Origin of the sequence: Nonomuraea sp. NPDC049309 (genome assembly GCF_043196965.1) — a bacterium.
GTDB lineage: Bacteria > Actinomycetota > Actinomycetes > Streptosporangiales > Streptosporangiaceae > Nonomuraea > Nonomuraea fastidiosa.
Genome location: NZ_JBICSH010000004.1, coordinates 717,486 through 732,368 on the forward strand (window position 1 = coordinate 717,486; position 14,883 = coordinate 732,368).

General features: G+C 71.1%; 12 protein-coding genes and 4 tRNA genes. 6 read left to right on the forward strand and 10 right to left on the reverse strand.

The features are described from left to right. Positions 1-78 precede the first annotated feature (78 nt). Positions 79-825: a crotonase/enoyl-CoA hydratase family protein gene (locus ACGFIM_RS28275; RefSeq protein ID WP_393205782.1), complete on the forward strand. Its 747-nt coding sequence runs from the start codon at positions 79-81 to the stop codon at positions 823-825. A gap of 181 nt (positions 826-1,006) precedes the next feature. Beyond that, positions 1,007-2,200 carry a non-homologous end-joining DNA ligase gene (gene ligD / locus ACGFIM_RS28280; RefSeq protein WP_393205785.1) on the forward strand — a complete coding sequence of 398 codons (1,194 nt, stop codon included), beginning with the start codon at positions 1,007-1,009 and terminating at the stop codon, positions 2,198-2,200. A gap of 54 nt (positions 2,201-2,254) precedes the next feature. Here the strand turns inward: ligD and ACGFIM_RS28285 are convergent, their stop codons facing one another. Continuing rightward, a complete protein-coding gene (locus tag ACGFIM_RS28285) occupies positions 2,255-3,673 on the reverse strand; it encodes an NAD(P)/FAD-dependent oxidoreductase (protein ID WP_393205788.1) in 1,419 nt (472 codons plus the stop codon). Between the two features lie 72 nt (positions 3,674-3,745). Next, a complete protein-coding gene (locus ACGFIM_RS28290; RefSeq protein WP_393205791.1) occupies positions 3,746-4,639 on the reverse strand; it encodes an SDR family oxidoreductase in 894 nt (297 codons plus the stop codon). Between the two features lie 82 nt (positions 4,640-4,721). On the opposite strand from ACGFIM_RS28290, the gene ACGFIM_RS28295 reads away from it, so the two are divergent. Next, complete coding sequence (locus ACGFIM_RS28295; protein WP_393205794.1) at positions 4,722-6,479, forward strand: thiamine pyrophosphate-dependent enzyme; 1,758 nt, start codon at positions 4,722-4,724, stop codon at positions 6,477-6,479. A gap of 6 nt (positions 6,480-6,485) precedes the next feature. Here the strand turns inward: ACGFIM_RS28295 and ACGFIM_RS28300 are convergent, their stop codons facing one another. Then, the gene (locus ACGFIM_RS28300; protein ID WP_393205797.1) at positions 6,486-7,232 is read right to left on the reverse strand and encodes an IclR family transcriptional regulator; all 747 of its coding nucleotides are present in this window, start codon (positions 7,230-7,232) and stop codon (positions 6,486-6,488) included. 80 nt (positions 7,233-7,312) lie between these two features. Here ACGFIM_RS28300 and pobA point away from each other — a divergent pair, with 80 nt between their 5' ends. Beyond that, entirely contained in the window at positions 7,313-8,473 is a 1,161-nt protein-coding gene (gene pobA, locus ACGFIM_RS28305) for a 4-hydroxybenzoate 3-monooxygenase (RefSeq protein WP_393205800.1), read from the forward strand. Positions 8,474-8,607: 134 nt separating this feature from the next. After that, on the forward strand, positions 8,608-8,919 hold the full coding sequence (locus ACGFIM_RS28310; RefSeq protein WP_393205803.1) for a DUF6401 family natural product biosynthesis protein: 312 nt from the start codon (positions 8,608-8,610) through the stop codon (positions 8,917-8,919). Between the two features lie 198 nt (positions 8,920-9,117). Here the strand turns inward: ACGFIM_RS28310 and ACGFIM_RS28315 are convergent, their stop codons facing one another. The 7 genes from ACGFIM_RS28315 to ACGFIM_RS28345 form a co-directional block, all read right to left on the reverse strand. Beyond that, positions 9,118-9,906 carry a hypothetical protein gene (locus ACGFIM_RS28315; protein WP_393205942.1) on the reverse strand — a complete coding sequence of 263 codons (789 nt, stop codon included), beginning with the start codon at positions 9,904-9,906 and terminating at the stop codon, positions 9,118-9,120. A 457-nt stretch (positions 9,907-10,363) separates the two neighbouring features. Further along, the gene (locus ACGFIM_RS28320; RefSeq protein ID WP_393205806.1) at positions 10,364-11,128 is read right to left on the reverse strand and encodes an HpcH/HpaI aldolase/citrate lyase family protein; all 765 of its coding nucleotides are present in this window, start codon (positions 11,126-11,128) and stop codon (positions 10,364-10,366) included. 452 nt (positions 11,129-11,580) lie between these two features. Next, a tRNA-Val gene (locus ACGFIM_RS28325) sits at positions 11,581-11,652 on the reverse strand. Positions 11,653-11,671: 19 nt separating this feature from the next. Further along, positions 11,672-11,743, reverse strand: a tRNA-Gly gene (locus tag ACGFIM_RS28330). Between the two features lie 52 nt (positions 11,744-11,795). After that, positions 11,796-11,866: transfer RNA gene (locus ACGFIM_RS28335), tRNA-Cys, on the reverse strand. A gap of 15 nt (positions 11,867-11,881) precedes the next feature. After that, positions 11,882-11,953, reverse strand: a tRNA-Gly gene (locus tag ACGFIM_RS28340). Between the two features lie 395 nt (positions 11,954-12,348). Then, on the reverse strand, positions 12,349-14,367 hold the full coding sequence (locus ACGFIM_RS28345; protein ID WP_393205809.1) for an N-acetylmuramoyl-L-alanine amidase: 2,019 nt from the start codon (positions 14,365-14,367) through the stop codon (positions 12,349-12,351). Positions 14,368-14,594: 227 nt separating this feature from the next. Here ACGFIM_RS28345 and ACGFIM_RS28350 point away from each other — a divergent pair, with 227 nt between their 5' ends. Beyond that, entirely contained in the window at positions 14,595-14,870 is a 276-nt protein-coding gene (locus ACGFIM_RS28350; RefSeq protein ID WP_393205812.1) for a hypothetical protein, read from the forward strand. Positions 14,871-14,883: the final 13 nt, after the last annotated feature.

Sequence of the window (14,883 nt, forward strand, 5' to 3'; positions counted from 1 at the left end):
GGTGGGCGCTGGCCGGGGGAGGGGTGAGGGCGTACGCTCGGCACGTTCTCCGAGGCACGCTCTCCCGAGGAGGGGCGCATGACCGTACGCGTGGAGCGCCAGGGCCCGGTCACCACCGTGGTGATCAGCAGACCGGAGGCGCGCAACGCCGTCGATCGCAAGACCGCCGACGCGCTGGCCGGCGCGTTCCGCGAGTTCGAGGCGAGTGACGCCGCGGTGGCGGTGCTGTGGGGCGAAGGCGGCACGTTCTGCGCGGGAGCCGACCTCAAGGCGCTGGACAACCGCGTCGCCGAGGAGGGCGACGGGCCGATGGGGCCGACCAGGATGCGGTTCGGCAAGCCGGTCATCGCGGCCGTCGCCGGGCATGCCGTCGCGGGCGGGCTCGAGCTCGCGCTCTGGTGCGACCTGCGGGTCGCCGAGGAGGACGCGGTGTTCGGGGTGTTCTGCCGGCGGTGGGGCGTGCCGCTCATCGACGGCGGCACCGTACGGCTGCCGCGGCTCATCGGCACCTCCAGGGCCATGGACATGATCCTCACCGGGCGGCCGGTCGGCGGGCGGGAGGCGTACGAGATCGGGCTGGCGAACCGGCTCGTCCCCACCGGCACCGCGCGGCGGCACGCCGAGGAGCTGGCCGCGGAGATCGCCCGCTTCCCGCAGACGTGCCTGCGCGGCGACCGGATGTCGGTGCTGGAGCAGGACGGGCTGGCGGAGGAGGAGGCGATGCGGAACGAGCTGCGCCACGGTCTCGTCTCGCTGCCGGACGCCTCCCAGGGCGCGGCCCGCTTCGCGGCGGGCGCCGGCCGCCATGGCGCCTTCCCCTCCTGAGGGCCGGATGGCGGCGATGGCCGGTGTCCCCTTCTGAAAGTCTCCCGAGCGGTCACGGAGGCATCCGAGGGGCCGGATCGCGGCGGGTGCCGATTCCGCGACCGTGTCGCGGTTGACGGCGCCGTTACGGCCCCGCGCCGCGTTCCCCGGGGTTGTCGGTGTGCGCGCGTATGGTGACCGTATGCCTGACATCGAGGTCGCCGGGCGCACGGTCCGCATCACCAACCCCGACAAGGTGGTCTTTCCGCGGACCGGCCACACCAAGCTCGACCTGATCCGCTACTACCAGGCGGTGGGCGAGGCGGCGCTGCGGGGCGTCCACGGGCGGCCGATGGTGCTCAAGCGGTTCGTGCACGGCATCGAGCAGGAGGCGTTCTTCCAGAAGCGGGCCCCGGCCAAGCGGCCCGGCTGGATCGAGGTGGCGGAGCTGAAGTACCGCTCCGGGCTGAGCGCCGAGGAGGTGGTCTGCACCGACCTCGCGCAGCTGCTGTGGGTGGTCAACCTGGGGTGCGTCGATCTCAACCCCCATCCCGTACGCTCCGACGACCTGTCCAGGCCCGACGAGCTGCGCATCGACCTCGACCCGGTGCCGGGCGTCGGGTGGGCCGACGTGCTGGCCACGGCGCAGGTGGCACGGGAGGTGCTGGCCGACCACGGCCTGGTGGCCTGGCCCAAGACGTCGGGGTCGCGAGGCTTTCACGTCTACGCCCGCATCGCGCGGCGGTGGTCGTTCGCGCAGGTGCGCAAGGCGGCCGAGACGGTGGCCCGCGAGGTGGAGCGGCGCGCACCCGACCTGGCGACCAGCCGGTGGTGGAAGGAGGAGCGCCACGGGGTGTTCGTCGACTTCAACCAGAACGCCTACGACCGCACGGTGGCCTCCGCCTACTCGGTGCGGGCGGTCGAGGACGCCCGGGTCTCGACGCCGCTGACGTGGGACGAGGTGCCGGGCTGCCGCCCCGAGGCGTACACGATCGACACCGTGCCGGCGCGGCTGGCCGAGCACGGCGACCCCTGGGAGGACATGGACCTCCACCCCGGTTCACTCGACGGACTGCTCGCGCTGGCCGAGGAGCTGGGCCCGCCGCCCAAGCCGCCCAAGGGCACCGGGCGCAGGCGGCAGACCAAGCCGCTGATCGAGATCGCCAGGGCCGAGCACAAGGACGAGGCGATGGCCGGGTTCGAACGGTGGAAGGCCCGCCATCCGAAGGCCGCCGCCCACCTCGAGCCCGCCGACGTGCTGGTGGACGGCATGCGGGGGCGCAGCAGCGTGTGGTACCGCATCCGGGTCAACCTGGAGCACGTGCCCGAGGACGAGCGGCCCCCGCAGGAGCCGCTCGAGGTCGACTACGACCCCTGGCGGGGCGCCTCCGGCTGACCCGCGGCCGGCTCGACGGCCCCACCAGGCTCCGGCCGACAGGCTTCCGGGCGCTCAGCGGCCGGAGATGAACTTCGCCAGGTGGGCGTAGGGCGAGGTGCGGGTGCCGCGCTCGTTCTCGTGCCGGTCGGCGGCCCTGAACAGCGCGTAGATGAGCTGCACGCCGATCCAGCGCAGCGGCTCGGGCTCCCACTGGCGCACCTGGCGGCCCACCCACGGCAGCCGGGTGAGCGGCGTGTCGCGGCGCAGCACCAGGTCGCGCAGGGTGCGCCCGGCCAGGTTGGCGGTGGTGACGCCGCTGCCGACGTAGCCGCCGGCCCAGCCGAGCCCGCTGGCGTGGTCGAGGTGCACGGTCGAGCACCAGTCGCGGGGCACGCCGAGCACGCCGCACCAGGCGTGCGCCACCGGCACGTCCACGGCGGCGGGGAAGAGCTTGACCAGCATCCGCCACAGCAGCGCGACAGTCTGCGACTGGGTGACGCCGAGCCGGTCGGTACGCGAGCCGAACCGGTACGGCACGCCCCGCCCGCCGATCGCGATCCGGTCGTCGGCGGTGCGCTGGGCGTAGACGTAGGCGTGGGCCTCGTCCTCCAGCAGTTCGCTGCCCTGCCAGCCGATGTGCTTCCACACGTCGGGCGGCAGAGGGTCGGTGACGATCATGGAGCTGTTCATCGGCAGCCATTGGCGGTGCTGGCCGTGGAGGCTGGCGGTGAAGCCCTCGGTGGCGCGGATGACGTACTCGGCGGTGACGTCGCCCCTGGTGGTGAGCGCGGTCGCCTTGCCGCGGCCGTTCCTGGGGCGGATCTCGATGACGGTGGTGTTCTCGTAGATGTCCACGCCGAGGCCGGCCACGACGGCGGCGAGCCCGACGGCGAGCTTGGCGGGCTGGATGCGGGCGCAGTGCGGCGAGTACGCGGCCTCGATGGCTCCCGCCACCTGGACGCGCTCGCGCTGCTCGGTACGTTCCATGATGCGCATGTCGGCCTCGCCGTAGCCCCAGCGGCGCAGGTCGGCGACCTCGGCGCGCAGCCGGCGCCGCTGCGCCGGGTTGGTGGCGACGTGGATCAGCCCGCCCTTGTGCACGTCGGCGTCGATGCCTTCCGCGCGGGCGACGTCGATGACCTCGTCCACGGAGGCGAACATGGCCCGCTGCAGATCGATCATGGCCTGCCTGCCGCGTGCCTTGGCGTGGCGCTTGCGCGAGCCGGCGAACTCGGCCGACAGCCATCCGCCGTTGCGCCCGGATGCGCCGAAGCCGGCGAACTCCTTCTCCAGGATCGCGATGCGCAGGCCGGGGTCGGCCTTTTTGAGGTAGTACGCGGTCCACAGGCCGGTGTAGCCGCCGCCGACGATGGCGACGTCGTAGTCACGGGGGCCGGGCAGCGCGGGCCGCCGTGCGGGCAGGCCGATCTGCCGGTACCAGAAGGAGACGCCGCCGTTGGCGAAGTCTCTGGTCAGCGGGATGCCTCTCATCACCGGACACATTGTCCAGTACCACGCGCCAGACCAACAAGTCGGCGAAGTGTAACGAAACGGGACAAAACACTATCCCCGCGTCGGGCGCTCGTACCCCTCATCGCCGCCGTAAACACGCAGGTCAGGGTCCTGCTCGGGCTGGTTCGCCGGGCTCGTGGGCGAGGCGGTGTGCTCGGTGGCGAAGTCGTCGGACAGGATCGGCTCGGGCGGCAGCAGGTAGTCGCGCCAGCTGATCTCGCCCTTGGGCTCGGCGTCCGTGAGCAGCGCGCCGGCCCGCTGGGCGGCGTACAGGCGGCCCGGATACCGTACGGGAAGGCACGGGCGGCGCAGCCCCGAGGCCCGCAGCCACACCTTGACCAGCTCATCGGTTTGGATCACCTGCGGCCCGCCGAACTCGATCTCCCGCTCGGCCGGTGAGGCGCTGAGCAGCGCGGCGGCCCGCGTGGCGACCTCGCCGGTGTGCACCGGCTGCCAGGGCAGCGAGCGGTCCACGGGCAGGATGGGCAGCGACGACAGGTCGCTCAGCCTGCGGTGCAGCGACTGGTGGAACGCGGTGGTGCGGAGGATCGTCCAGCCCAGGCCGCTCTCCATGACCAGCCGCTCGGCCTCCAGCTTGTGCCGCAGATGCCCGTACGCGGCCCGGTCGGCCCCGACGATCGAGGTGAACAGCACATGGGGCACGCCCGCGGCGCGCGCCAGGATCAGCAGCGTCCTGGTGCCGGGCACGTCCACCGCGCCGCGCCCCTTGCGGCCGCTGGTGGCGAGGTGGGCGATCGCGTCCACCCCCTCGACGGCCTCCTCGACCCCGTTGCCGGAGATCAGATCACCCCAGACCCACTCGACGCTGCCGCGATCCTCCCGCTTGACCCGGCTCAGCGCGCGCACCTCGTGCCCCGCCTTGAGCAGGGCGGGTACCAGCGCGCCGCCGAGTGTGCCGGTGGCTCCCGTGACCAGAATGCGCATGACGCCCCTCTACCCGCCCGCATGGATAAATGTCCGTATATCGGCGTGTATGTCGCCCTTCGAGTGGGGTAGTGCGCGTCCCATGTCTCGTATCGCATCGGAATCGCTGGTCGAACGGCTCGTCGCGTGGGGGGTCGACACCGTCTTCGGGCTTCCGGGAGACGGCATCAACGGTGTCATGGAGGCCCTGCGCCGCCACCGTGACCGCATCCGTTTCGTCCTCGTTCACCACGAGGAGGCCGCCGCCTTCATGGCCACCGGTTACGCCAAGGCCACCGGCCGCATCGGCGTCTGCCTTGCCACCTCGGGACCGGGCGGCATCCACCTGCTCAACGGCCTGTACGACGCCAAGATGGACCACCACCCCGTGCTGGCCATCACCGGCATGCAGGAGACCGCCGTGCTCGGCACCGGCTACCAGCAGGAGGTCCACCTGGACAAGGTGTTCGCCGACGTCGCCGAGTACAACATGGTGATCACCAACCCGGCGCAGCTCCCGTCGCTGGTCGACATCGCCGTCAGGACCGCGTACGCGCGGCGCGGCGTCGCCCACCTGGCGCTGCCCATCGACATCCAGGTCGCCGAGGAGGGCTGGGACCCGTACCGGAACGTCACGCCCGCCCGCATGCCCGAGACCGCGCCCGTCTACATCCAGCCGTCCGGCCTGCCCGAACAGGAGGACCTGGAGTGGGTGGCCGAAGTGCTCAACCGGGCGGAACGCCCCGCCATGCTGGTCGGGCAGGGCGCGCTGCACGCCCGCCAGGAGGTGCTGGAGGTGGCCGAGGCACTCGGTGCCCCGATCGTCAAGACGCTGCCCGGCAAGGCGGTCGTGCCGGACGACTCGCCGTACACGACGGGCGGGCTCGGCCTGCTCGGCACCCGCCCGAGCGAGGAGCTGATGGACGACGCCGACGTGCTGTTCATGATCGGCACGAACTATCCGTACTCGAAGTTCCTGCCCGAGACGCGCGACGCCCGGGTGGTGCAGTTCGAGGCCGATCCGACCAGGGCGGGCGCGCGCGTCGCGACCGACGTGCCGGTCGTGTGCGACGCCAAGGAGGGGCTGCGGGCGCTGCTGCCGCTGCTGGCCCGCAAGGACCGCGGCCACCTGGCGAAATACCAGAAGATGATGGCGAAGTGGCGCGCCGACATGGAGTCGCTGGAGAACCCGGACCGCCACCCCATCGCCCCGCAGTACGTCATGTCCATCGTGGACCAGCTCGCCGCCGACGACGCCATCCTGACCTGCGACACCGGCACCGTCACCACCTGGGCGGCGCGCCACTGGACGATCCGCGGCGAGCGCGAGTTCTACCTGTCCGGCACGCTCGCCTCGATGGCGAACGGCCTGCCGTACGCCATCGCCGTGCAGCACGCCTTCCCCGGCAGGCAGGTCATCGCCTACGTCGGCGACGGCGGCTTCGCGATGCTGATGGCCGAGTTCCTCACCGCCGTGCGGCACGAGCTGCCGATCAAGGTGATCATCAACAACAACAACTCGCTCGGCCAGATCCTGTGGGAGCAGATGGTGCTCGGCTTCCCCGAGCACGGCGTGCGCTACGGCGAGCCCGAGGCGGACTTCTCGGCCTGGGCCAGGTCGTGCGGCGGCTTCGGCGCGAAGGTCTCGAAGGCGGAGGACGTCGCCCACGCCGTCGGCCAGGCGCTCGCGCACGACGGCCCGGCCCTGGTGGACGTGGACGTCAACCCGAACGAGCCGCCCATGCCGGGCAAGGTCTCCTACGACCAGGCCAAGAGCTTCGCGCAGGCGTTCCTGAAGGGGCAGCCGCATCGCGCGGCCATCGCGACCACCCTGTTCAGGGACCGCATCCAGAAGCTCTGAGCCGAATCACGACAGGGCACGGGCGATCTCCGCGGCGGCGGCCCGCAGCGGCTCCACCAGCCGGGGCAGCTCGCGGGCCCGCCGCGAGGACAGCACGATGCCGAGCGCCGCGACCGCCCGCCCCTCCACCAGCACCGGCGCCGCCGCCGAGCAGGAGCCGAGCGTCATCTCCTCGTACGTCAGCGCGTACCCCTGGGCCCGCACCGCCGTCAGCTCCCTGGCCAGCCGGCCGGGCTCGGTGATCGTGTGCGGGGTGGGGCGTTCGAGCTTGCGCGCCAGGTACGACTTGACGAACCAGTCGGGCTCGTACGCCAGCAGCGCCTTGCCCACGCCCGTCGGGTGCATCGGCAGCCTGGCCCCTATCCGCGACACGATGGGCACCGCCCGCCTGCCGTACACCTTGTCCACGTACAGCACCTCGAGGCCGTCCCTGACCGCGAGGTGCACGTTCTCGCCCGTCGAGGCGAACAGCTCCTGCAGCCACGGATGTGCCAGTTCCTGCAGCCGGTTCGGCGCGAGCTGGCCCAGCTCCCACAGCCGCTGCCCGACCCGCAGCCGCCCGTCCGGCCCGCGCCCCAGCGCCCGCCACGCCTCCAGCTCGCCGACCAGCCGGTGCGCGGTGCTCAGCGGCAGCCCGCTGCGCCGGGCCAGCTCGGTCAGCGTGAGCTGGGGATGCGCCGCGTCGAACGCGCCGAGTATGGCCAGGACCTTGGACGTCACCGAGCGCCCTGCCTCGCGGGAACCGCCTGACATGCCCACGATCCTGCACCGGCTTTCCGCTCAGTGGAAGGGGTCTCTCGGACGTATCAGCTCGAACCACCATGCTTTCCCTCATGCGAACTCAGGTCGGGATCATCGGTGCAGGTCCTGCTGGACTGCTGCTGTCTCATCTGCTTCACCTGCGCGGCATCTCCTCCGTGGTGCTGGAGAGGCGCAGCCGCGAGTACGTCGAGCGCCGCGTCCGGGCCGGCGTGCTCGAACAGGGCACGGTGGACACGCTCGTCGAGGCCGGCGTCGGCGAGCGGATGCTCCGCGAGGGCCTGCCGCACCACGGCATCGAGCTGCGGTACGGCGGCGCGGGCCACCGCATCGCCTTCGAGAAACTGGTGCCCGGCAGGTCCATCACCGTCTACGGGCAACAGGAGGTCGTCAAAGACCTCATCGCCGCCCGCCTCGCCGCCGGCGGCGACCTGCGCTTCGAGGTCGAGGACGTCGTGGTGCACGACGTGGATACCGAGCAGCCGTACCTCACCTTCGGGGACGAACGGCTCGACTGCGACATCATCGCCGGCTGCGACGGCTTCCACGGCGTGTCCAGGCCGTCCATCCCCGAAGGCGTGCTGACGATCTACGAGCGCGACTACCCCTTCGCCTGGCTCGGCATCCTCGCCCGCGTCGCGCCCTCATCCGAAGAGCTCATCTACGCCAGGAACGAGCGCGGCTTCGCCCTGCACAGCATGCGCACGCCCGCCATCAGCCGCTTCTACCTCCAGGTGCCGCCGGACGCGCGGCTCGACGACTGGCCGGACGAGCGCATCTGGAGCGAGCTGAAGGCCCGCCTGGAGACGGTGCCCGGCTTCGAGCTGGCCACCGGCGAGATCCTGGAGCGCGGCATCACGCCCATGCGCTCCTTCGTGGCCGAGCCCATGCAGTACGGCCGCCTCTACCTGGCCGGCGACGCCGCCCACATCGTCCCGCCCACCGGCGCCAAGGGACTCAACCTGGCCGTCGCCGACGTGCGGGTGCTCACCGAGGCGCTCGCGGCGTACTTCAAGGACGGCACGACCGAGCTGCTCGAGGCGTACTCGCAGACCTGCCTCAAGCGGGTGTGGCGGGCGCAGCACTTCTCGTACTGGATGACGACCCTGCTGCACACCTTCGACGAGGACGACGCGTACGCGCGGCGGCTGCAGCTGTCGTACCTGGACTACGTCACCTCATCGGAGGCCGCCGCGACAACGCTCGCCGAGAACTACGTCGGCCTGCCGTTCTAGAAGCCGGCCGCCCGCCGCCACGCTCCGTTCCATCCCTCGGAGACCGCCTCAGGGCACTTGGGGAGAGCAACGTCCCAAGGCGACAAGCTGGCCCGTTGCAGGCCTGACCTTGGAAAATGCTTTAAAGTGTGCGGGTGGTCTTCGAGGATGGATGGGCGGTTTCGCCCCTGCGCTGGCTGATGGACACCCTGGGCGACGCCCAGCTCGCCCGCATGGGCAGTGACCCCGGCCTGGTCGCCGCGATCGACCAGCACGCCGCGGCACTGCGCGACGCCATCCCGCTCGACCGGGAGACGCTGGGCGACTACCTGCTCGGCTTCCTCGACGAGCTGCGCCACCGCGGCTGGATCTACACCGGCGAGCCCGACGAGGTGTCCCTGCGGCTGACCGCGGTGTGCTGGCTGACCCGCGAGCTGGGCCTCCTGGAAGACGGTCACCCCGCCTGACCCGCGGCCACCCGGCCTGACCCGCCGCACGGCACGTGCCCCAAGCGGGTCGCCTGGGGCTCGTGCCGGTGGCGCGACCGGCGAAGCTGCGCCGGAAGCGCCGGAGACGCCGGCTTGCCGAGAGCGCCGGAGCCCCCGGGAAGCACCGGAGACGCCGGGAGCCCGGAGACGCCGGGAGCGCCGGCGTGCGCGGCCGATTCAGCCGGGCGGCATGTCGGAGCGGGTGGCGCCGCCGCCGCGCGGCGTGGTGCGCATCGTCTCCGTCTCCTCGCCGCTCATCGTGCGAGCGTCCTCCCGCCCGCGCTGATACGCCTCCGCGTGCGCCCTGGCCTGCGGCGCCTCCGCCTCGATGCGGCCCAGCCAGCGCTCCCAGCGCTGCTGCATCGGCCGTACGAGCCCGCCGCCGATGCCGATGGCCGCGATGGCGCCGATGGTGGCCAGCACTGTGATCAGCACCGGTGTGGTGACGGCCGTGGCGACGCCGATCTGGTTGAGCGCCGCGATGATGCCGAGCGCCCAGATGAACACCGCAGCCGCGGTCGCGATCCACCGTCCGTACGACAGGCCGCCGAGCGCGCCGGACAGGATGTCCCTGACGGCCTTGGCGATGGCGCCCGTCACCACGATGATCACGATGGCCACGATGGCCAGAGGCAGCCAGCTCACCACCGCCGCCAGCAACGACGAGACGGGGTTGGGCCCGAAGACGTTGAAGCCTATTTGCAGGGTGATCAGCAGGATCGCGTAGAAGACGATCCTCGCGATCAGGCTGCTCGGGTCGTACTTGCTGCGCTCAAACCAGCGCCGCATCCCGCCGCGCTCGACCACCCGGTCGAAACCGACCCGGTCGAGCACCTTGTCGACGACCTTCTCCAGAGCCTTGGCCACGATCCACCCGATGATGAGAATCACCAGGAACGCGACCAGCTTGGGAACGAACGTTGCTATTGACCGCCAGGCGTCCGATATGCCTTGGCCGAGGTTGATGTCCACGGTTTCCTCCTCCGAGGAGCCAATGCCTCGGCGCTACCCGGACAGAAACCGCCTATACACGGAGCGCCACCATTTAGTTCGCTTTAAGGTCAAAACTTCCCATACCACCCCAACACCACCCGCCAGTCTGAGCGATGACAGGCCCGCCGCTCCACCAGCCTCATCGGGGGCAGGCCCCCGGCCCAGCAGCCTTGGCGGGGTGTCGGACTTCCGGCAGCCCGGCTTCCCGGCGTTCTCACACCGGGAGCCGTCCGTCCCCCTCCTCGCACAGCACGGGAGACGGTCTTCCAGAGGACCGTGGCCGAGCGACGGTGGCTCGTGTCCGGACGCCCGGTCCGTGCACGGCGCGTTTCGGGCGTGCGGCGGACCGCTTCGGCGGGGACAGGGACCGCTCCTGGTGGCGGCAGGAGAAGACGGAAGGGCGGGCCGGCCGGAAGGACGGGAGGGCGGGTCAGTCCGAGGTGGCGGTCTTCAGGTGGGCGGCGGCGGACTGCTCCAGGTGGAGGAGGTCGGAGGCGACCGTCGCGAACGTGAAGCCCTCCGCCAGCCGCCTGGCCGCCTGCTCGCCGCTCGGGTTGTGGATGCCGGCCGCGATGCCGGCGTCGGCCGCCACCGTGCGGATGCGTTCGAGCGCGGCCTCGAAGACGTCGGCGACCTCGGGATCGTTCGGGAACCGGCCGCCCACGGCGAGGCACAGGTCGGACGGGCCGACGTACACGCCGTCCAGGCCCGGCGTGGCGCAGATCCGCTCGATGTTCGCCAGCCCGTCCGGCGTCTCGATCATCGCGAGGACCAGCACGCTCTCGTTCGCCTCCGCGGGGGCCGGCCCGATGCGCAGCATCGAGCGCATGGGGCCGTACGAGCGGCGGCCTGCGGCGGGGTAACGGGCGGCGGAGACCGCGCGGGCGGCGTCGTCGGCGGTGTCCACCAGCGGGACGATCACGCCGGCCGCCCCGAAGTCCAGCGCCCTGCCGATCACCGCGGGGTCGCCCGACTCCACGCGGACGAGCCCGGCGGACCGGCCGCCCGCGTCGATCGCCATGAGGCCCGCGAGCAGGCCGTCGGTGCCGATGAAGCCGTGCTGGCCGTCGAGCACCACGTAGTCGTAGCCGAGGCGGGCCAGCCGCTCGGTGGCGACGGGTGCGTCCAGGACCACCCAGTAGCCGACGCATCGTTCCCGGTTGCGGATCTTCCTGGCGAACTCGGCTGCGGTCACGGCATCTCCTGACTCGTCGCGTGCGGGCCACCTCCAAGCGTCTCAAAGCTCCGAGCCCTCAGGCAGCGAGATCAGGTCCTGCGGGCGCCGGGTCCCGAGACCGGGTCTTGCGGCGCCGGGTCCCGAGACCGGGTCCTGGGGGCGCCGGGTCCCGAGACCGGGTCTTGCGGCGCCGGGTCCCGAGATCAGGTTCTCCAGGTGCCAGGTCCCAAGAACCAGGTCCCAAGAACCAGGTCCTCCAGGCGCCGGGGCTCCGAAGGCGAAGGTCTTCCGGCCCGGACTTCGGGCTTCAGCGCTCACGCCTGAAACCCCGGGCGGCGAGGGTGGGTGTCCGGTTCGGCGGTGGGTGGCTCGGTGCGGGGACCTGGTGCGGGGAAGGGGAGGCCCGGCGGAACGGCTGAGGACAGCGAAAAGCCCCAGGAACACTGCCTGGGGCCTCGATGCGGGACGTGTGGACGATACTGGGATTGAACCAGTGACCTCTTCCGTGTCAGGGAAGCGCTCTCCCACTGAGCTAATCGTCCATATTGAGTTGTTACTCAGAGCGGAAGACGGGATTCGAACCCGCGACCCTCACCTTGGCAAGGTGATGCTCTACCCCTGAGCCACTTCCGCATGGCGTTGGCCTTTATTTTACCGGATCCCGAGGGCTCCTGAGACCGGGCCGAGGTGGAGACGGGATTTGAACCCGTGTAGGCGGCTTTGCAGGCCGCTGCCTCGCCTCTCGGCCACTCCACCAGGAGTCGTGCTCCGAGCGGAAGACGGGATTCGAACCCGCGACCCTCACCTTGGCAAGGTGATGCTCTACCCCTGAGCCACTTCCGCGTGTCTGCTCCGGCGGCGATGCGCCGGGCTCACGGGAAAACCATATCGCTTCCACGGAGTGCCCGTGCGCATCGCGGGCCGTCGGAAACCGATTCGGGCCGATCAATCGCCGGTTCGCGGCCGTCGATCGCCGGTCCGGGGGCGGTCGATCCCAAGGCCGGCGGGGTTGATCCGCGGGTCCGCGAGCGGTCGATCCCAGAGCCCGCGGGGTTGATCCGCGGGTCCGCGAGCGGTCGATCCCAGAGAGCGCGGGGTCTATCCGCAGGTCCACGGAGTCGATCCCAGGGCCGCGTGATCGATCCCGGGGTCTGCGGGGTCGATCCCGGTGTCTGGGAGGTCGGTCCCGGGCGTCGCGAACCGGGGGACCCCCGGTTCGCGACGGCGCGGCGCCGGCGTCAGGCCTTGGGATCCACCAGGCGTACGTCCGATGCCATCACGAACATCACCCGGTGCCCGAGCTGGATCTGGTGGTAGCGGGTCTTGCCGGTGGTGGTGACGTGCTTGGAGGGCCGGAAGGCGTTGGCGGAGTAGTGGGTGCCGGTGATCGTGGCGCCCACCGTGTACGTCTGCCCCGGCAAGATCTTGTACTTGAGCGGCGTCAGAGGCTGCGGCGACGCCTTGGTGTAAGCGGATCTTTCGGGATAGGCGCGGCCGTACACCTTGACCGCCCCCGAGATGGGCGTGACGAGCGGGCCTTTGGCGGGGATGGCGGTCGGGTTGGAGGCGGGGTTGTGGAACCACGCCTTCTGCCCCAGATACCAGATGGCCGTCCAGTCGCCCTTGCGCTCGGCGACGGCGTAGCGCTGGCCGGTGGAGGCGCGGGCGCTGTGGTCGTACACGCTGTACGTGCTGGGCTTGCCCGGATGCTTGCCGATGTCCTTCACCAGGGGCGCGCTGTGGCTGGGCGACTTGTGCAGCCAGACGGTGGAGGCCCCGTGCGGCGGGCACGCCTTGTCGGGCTTGGTGGTCTCGCAGCCGGTGAAGCGCGGCCGGTTGGTGTCGTAGTCGGGCCTGATGATGATCGAGTTGCCGTTCTTGGCGGCCTTGAACGGCTTCTTCATCAGCTCGAAGTAGTGCGCCCAGTCCCAGTACGGGCCGGGGTCCTCGTGCATGCCGGCCACGGTCGCGGGCGTCGTCCCCGGCACGTTGTCGTGGCCGAGGATGTGGGCGCGGTCGAGCGGAATGCGGTATTTGGCGGCGAGATAGCGCACCAGGCGGGCCGACGACCGGTACATCGCCTCGGTGTACCAGGTGCCGCCCTTGGCCAGGTAGCCCTCGTGCTCGATGCCGATGGAGCGGGTGTTGACGTCCCAGTTCCCGGCGTGCCAGGCGATGTCGTTGGTGGCGACGTGCTGGGCCACGTGCCCGTCGCGGGAGCGGATCGTGTAGTGCCAGCTCACGTACTTGGGGTTGCGGATGAGGGACGGGATGCCCTGGTAGCCGCCCTCGGTGTCGTGGATGACGATGTAGTCGACCGAGCGTTTGCGCAGCAGGCGGTCGTGGTTGCCGTAGTCGCGGTGGTTCTTCTTGCCGAAGCGCTTGTGCGCGGCGGGCATCCACTCGCAGTGCAGTGAGGAGGGGCATTCGACCTTGCTGCCCGCCGTGTGGCCCTTGGGCGTGCCGGGTTCGTCCCCCTCGTCGAACGCGGGGATGTCGTCGTCGGAGGCGAAATCGGCGGGATCGCCGAGCTCGGGGAAGGCGGCGGGGTCCCAGACGGTGTCGGGTTGCAGGTCGGGAATGGGGTCGAGCTCCACCAGGTGCCCGTCGTCGGTCCGCCGCCGCACGCCTTCCCGCATCACCGCGAACACCTCGTCGGCGAACGCCCTGGCCGACTTCGGATCGCCGGCCCCGGCGTACTTGGCGATCGCGGCGTGCCAGTCGGCCGGGTCGGAGCTGGGGCGGTCCTGGTACGAGGCGAGCAGGGCGGCGCCCGCGCGGATGTTGGCGACCGGGTCGCGGCGCAGCAGCTCCTCGGGCAGCCCCGCGAGCTTGGCCGCCTCGGGGAGGGTGGTGGGCTGCCGGGCGGCGGCGGTGCGCATCGCCGCGTGAGTGATGGCGTCGACCGTGGGGGACAACGGCCTGGTCTCGTCGCCGCGCGGGTCGGCGCGCCCGTCGCCGAGGTGCTCGTGGCCGATGGCGTCGGCGGGGAACGCGTCCACCAGGTGCATCGGTCCGTAACCGCCGGCGGTGCTGGGCCGCCCGCCGTTGGCGTCCCACCGCGACTCCAGGTACGACACCGCGAGCAGCACGCTCTCCGGCACCCCGAACTCGCGGGCCGCGGCGGCGAAGTCGGCCTGGCGGCCCGTCGCCGCAGCGGCGGGTGCGGAGGTGATGGCCGGCGAGGTCGTGAGGGGGAGGCCGGCCGGCACGGTGAGAACGCCGGCGACGAGGCCGGCGGCGAGCCAGAGCTGCATGTACATCTCCCCAAGAACGTCACGATACGACTACTCAGCGTAACCATTCCCAGAAAGGGATGTGTCAGACGGGTCGCCTGATACGCATGTGATCAGCCATGATCCTCAGCGAATGCGGCATCTTGATCATGCGGGGAGTGATCAGGCGACACCGCTCGGCGCATTTCCTGCCCGATATCGGGCAGGATGTTGGCGTGTCTCATTCCAGAGCCGTATGGTCCTCGTCTGTGTCCACGGCACGGCATCCGTACGAAGATCTCATCGCGCACCTGACGCGGACGAGCCCGCTCGGCCCCGGCGAGGCCGCCCGCGTGGTCGCCGACGTGCTGGCCTACTTCTCCGAGACCACGGAGGAGTTCGTCAGGCGCCGGCACGGCGAGCTGAAGACGCGCGGCCTGACCAACGACGAGATCTTCCCCCGGATCGCCTCGGAGTTACGGAGCCGCAGGGTCGCGGCTCCGGAGCTGTCCCTCAGGCAGCTCCGCAGGATCGTCTACGGATGAGAAGGAGACCTCG

Coding starts and splice junctions, on each gene's coding strand:
- ACGFIM_RS28275 (WP_393205782.1), top strand. CDS start 79: ATGACCGTACGCGTGGAGCGCCAGGGCCCGGTCACCACCGTGGTGATC.
- ACGFIM_RS28285 (WP_393205788.1), bottom strand. CDS start 3,673: ATGAGAGGCATCCCGCTGACCAGAGACTTCGCCAACGGCGGCGTCTCC.
- ACGFIM_RS28295 (WP_393205794.1), top strand. CDS start 4,722: ATGTCTCGTATCGCATCGGAATCGCTGGTCGAACGGCTCGTCGCGTGG.
- pobA (WP_393205800.1), top strand. CDS start 7,313: ATGCGAACTCAGGTCGGGATCATCGGTGCAGGTCCTGCTGGACTGCTG.
- ACGFIM_RS28290 (WP_393205791.1), bottom strand. CDS start 4,639: ATGCGCATTCTGGTCACGGGAGCCACCGGCACACTCGGCGGCGCGCTG.
- ACGFIM_RS28345 (WP_393205809.1), bottom strand. CDS start 14,367: ATGCAGCTCTGGCTCGCCGCCGGCCTCGTCGCCGGCGTTCTCACCGTG.
- ligD (WP_393205785.1), top strand. CDS start 1,007: ATGCCTGACATCGAGGTCGCCGGGCGCACGGTCCGCATCACCAACCCC.
- ACGFIM_RS28300 (WP_393205797.1), bottom strand. CDS start 7,232: ATGTCAGGCGGTTCCCGCGAGGCAGGGCGCTCGGTGACGTCCAAGGTC.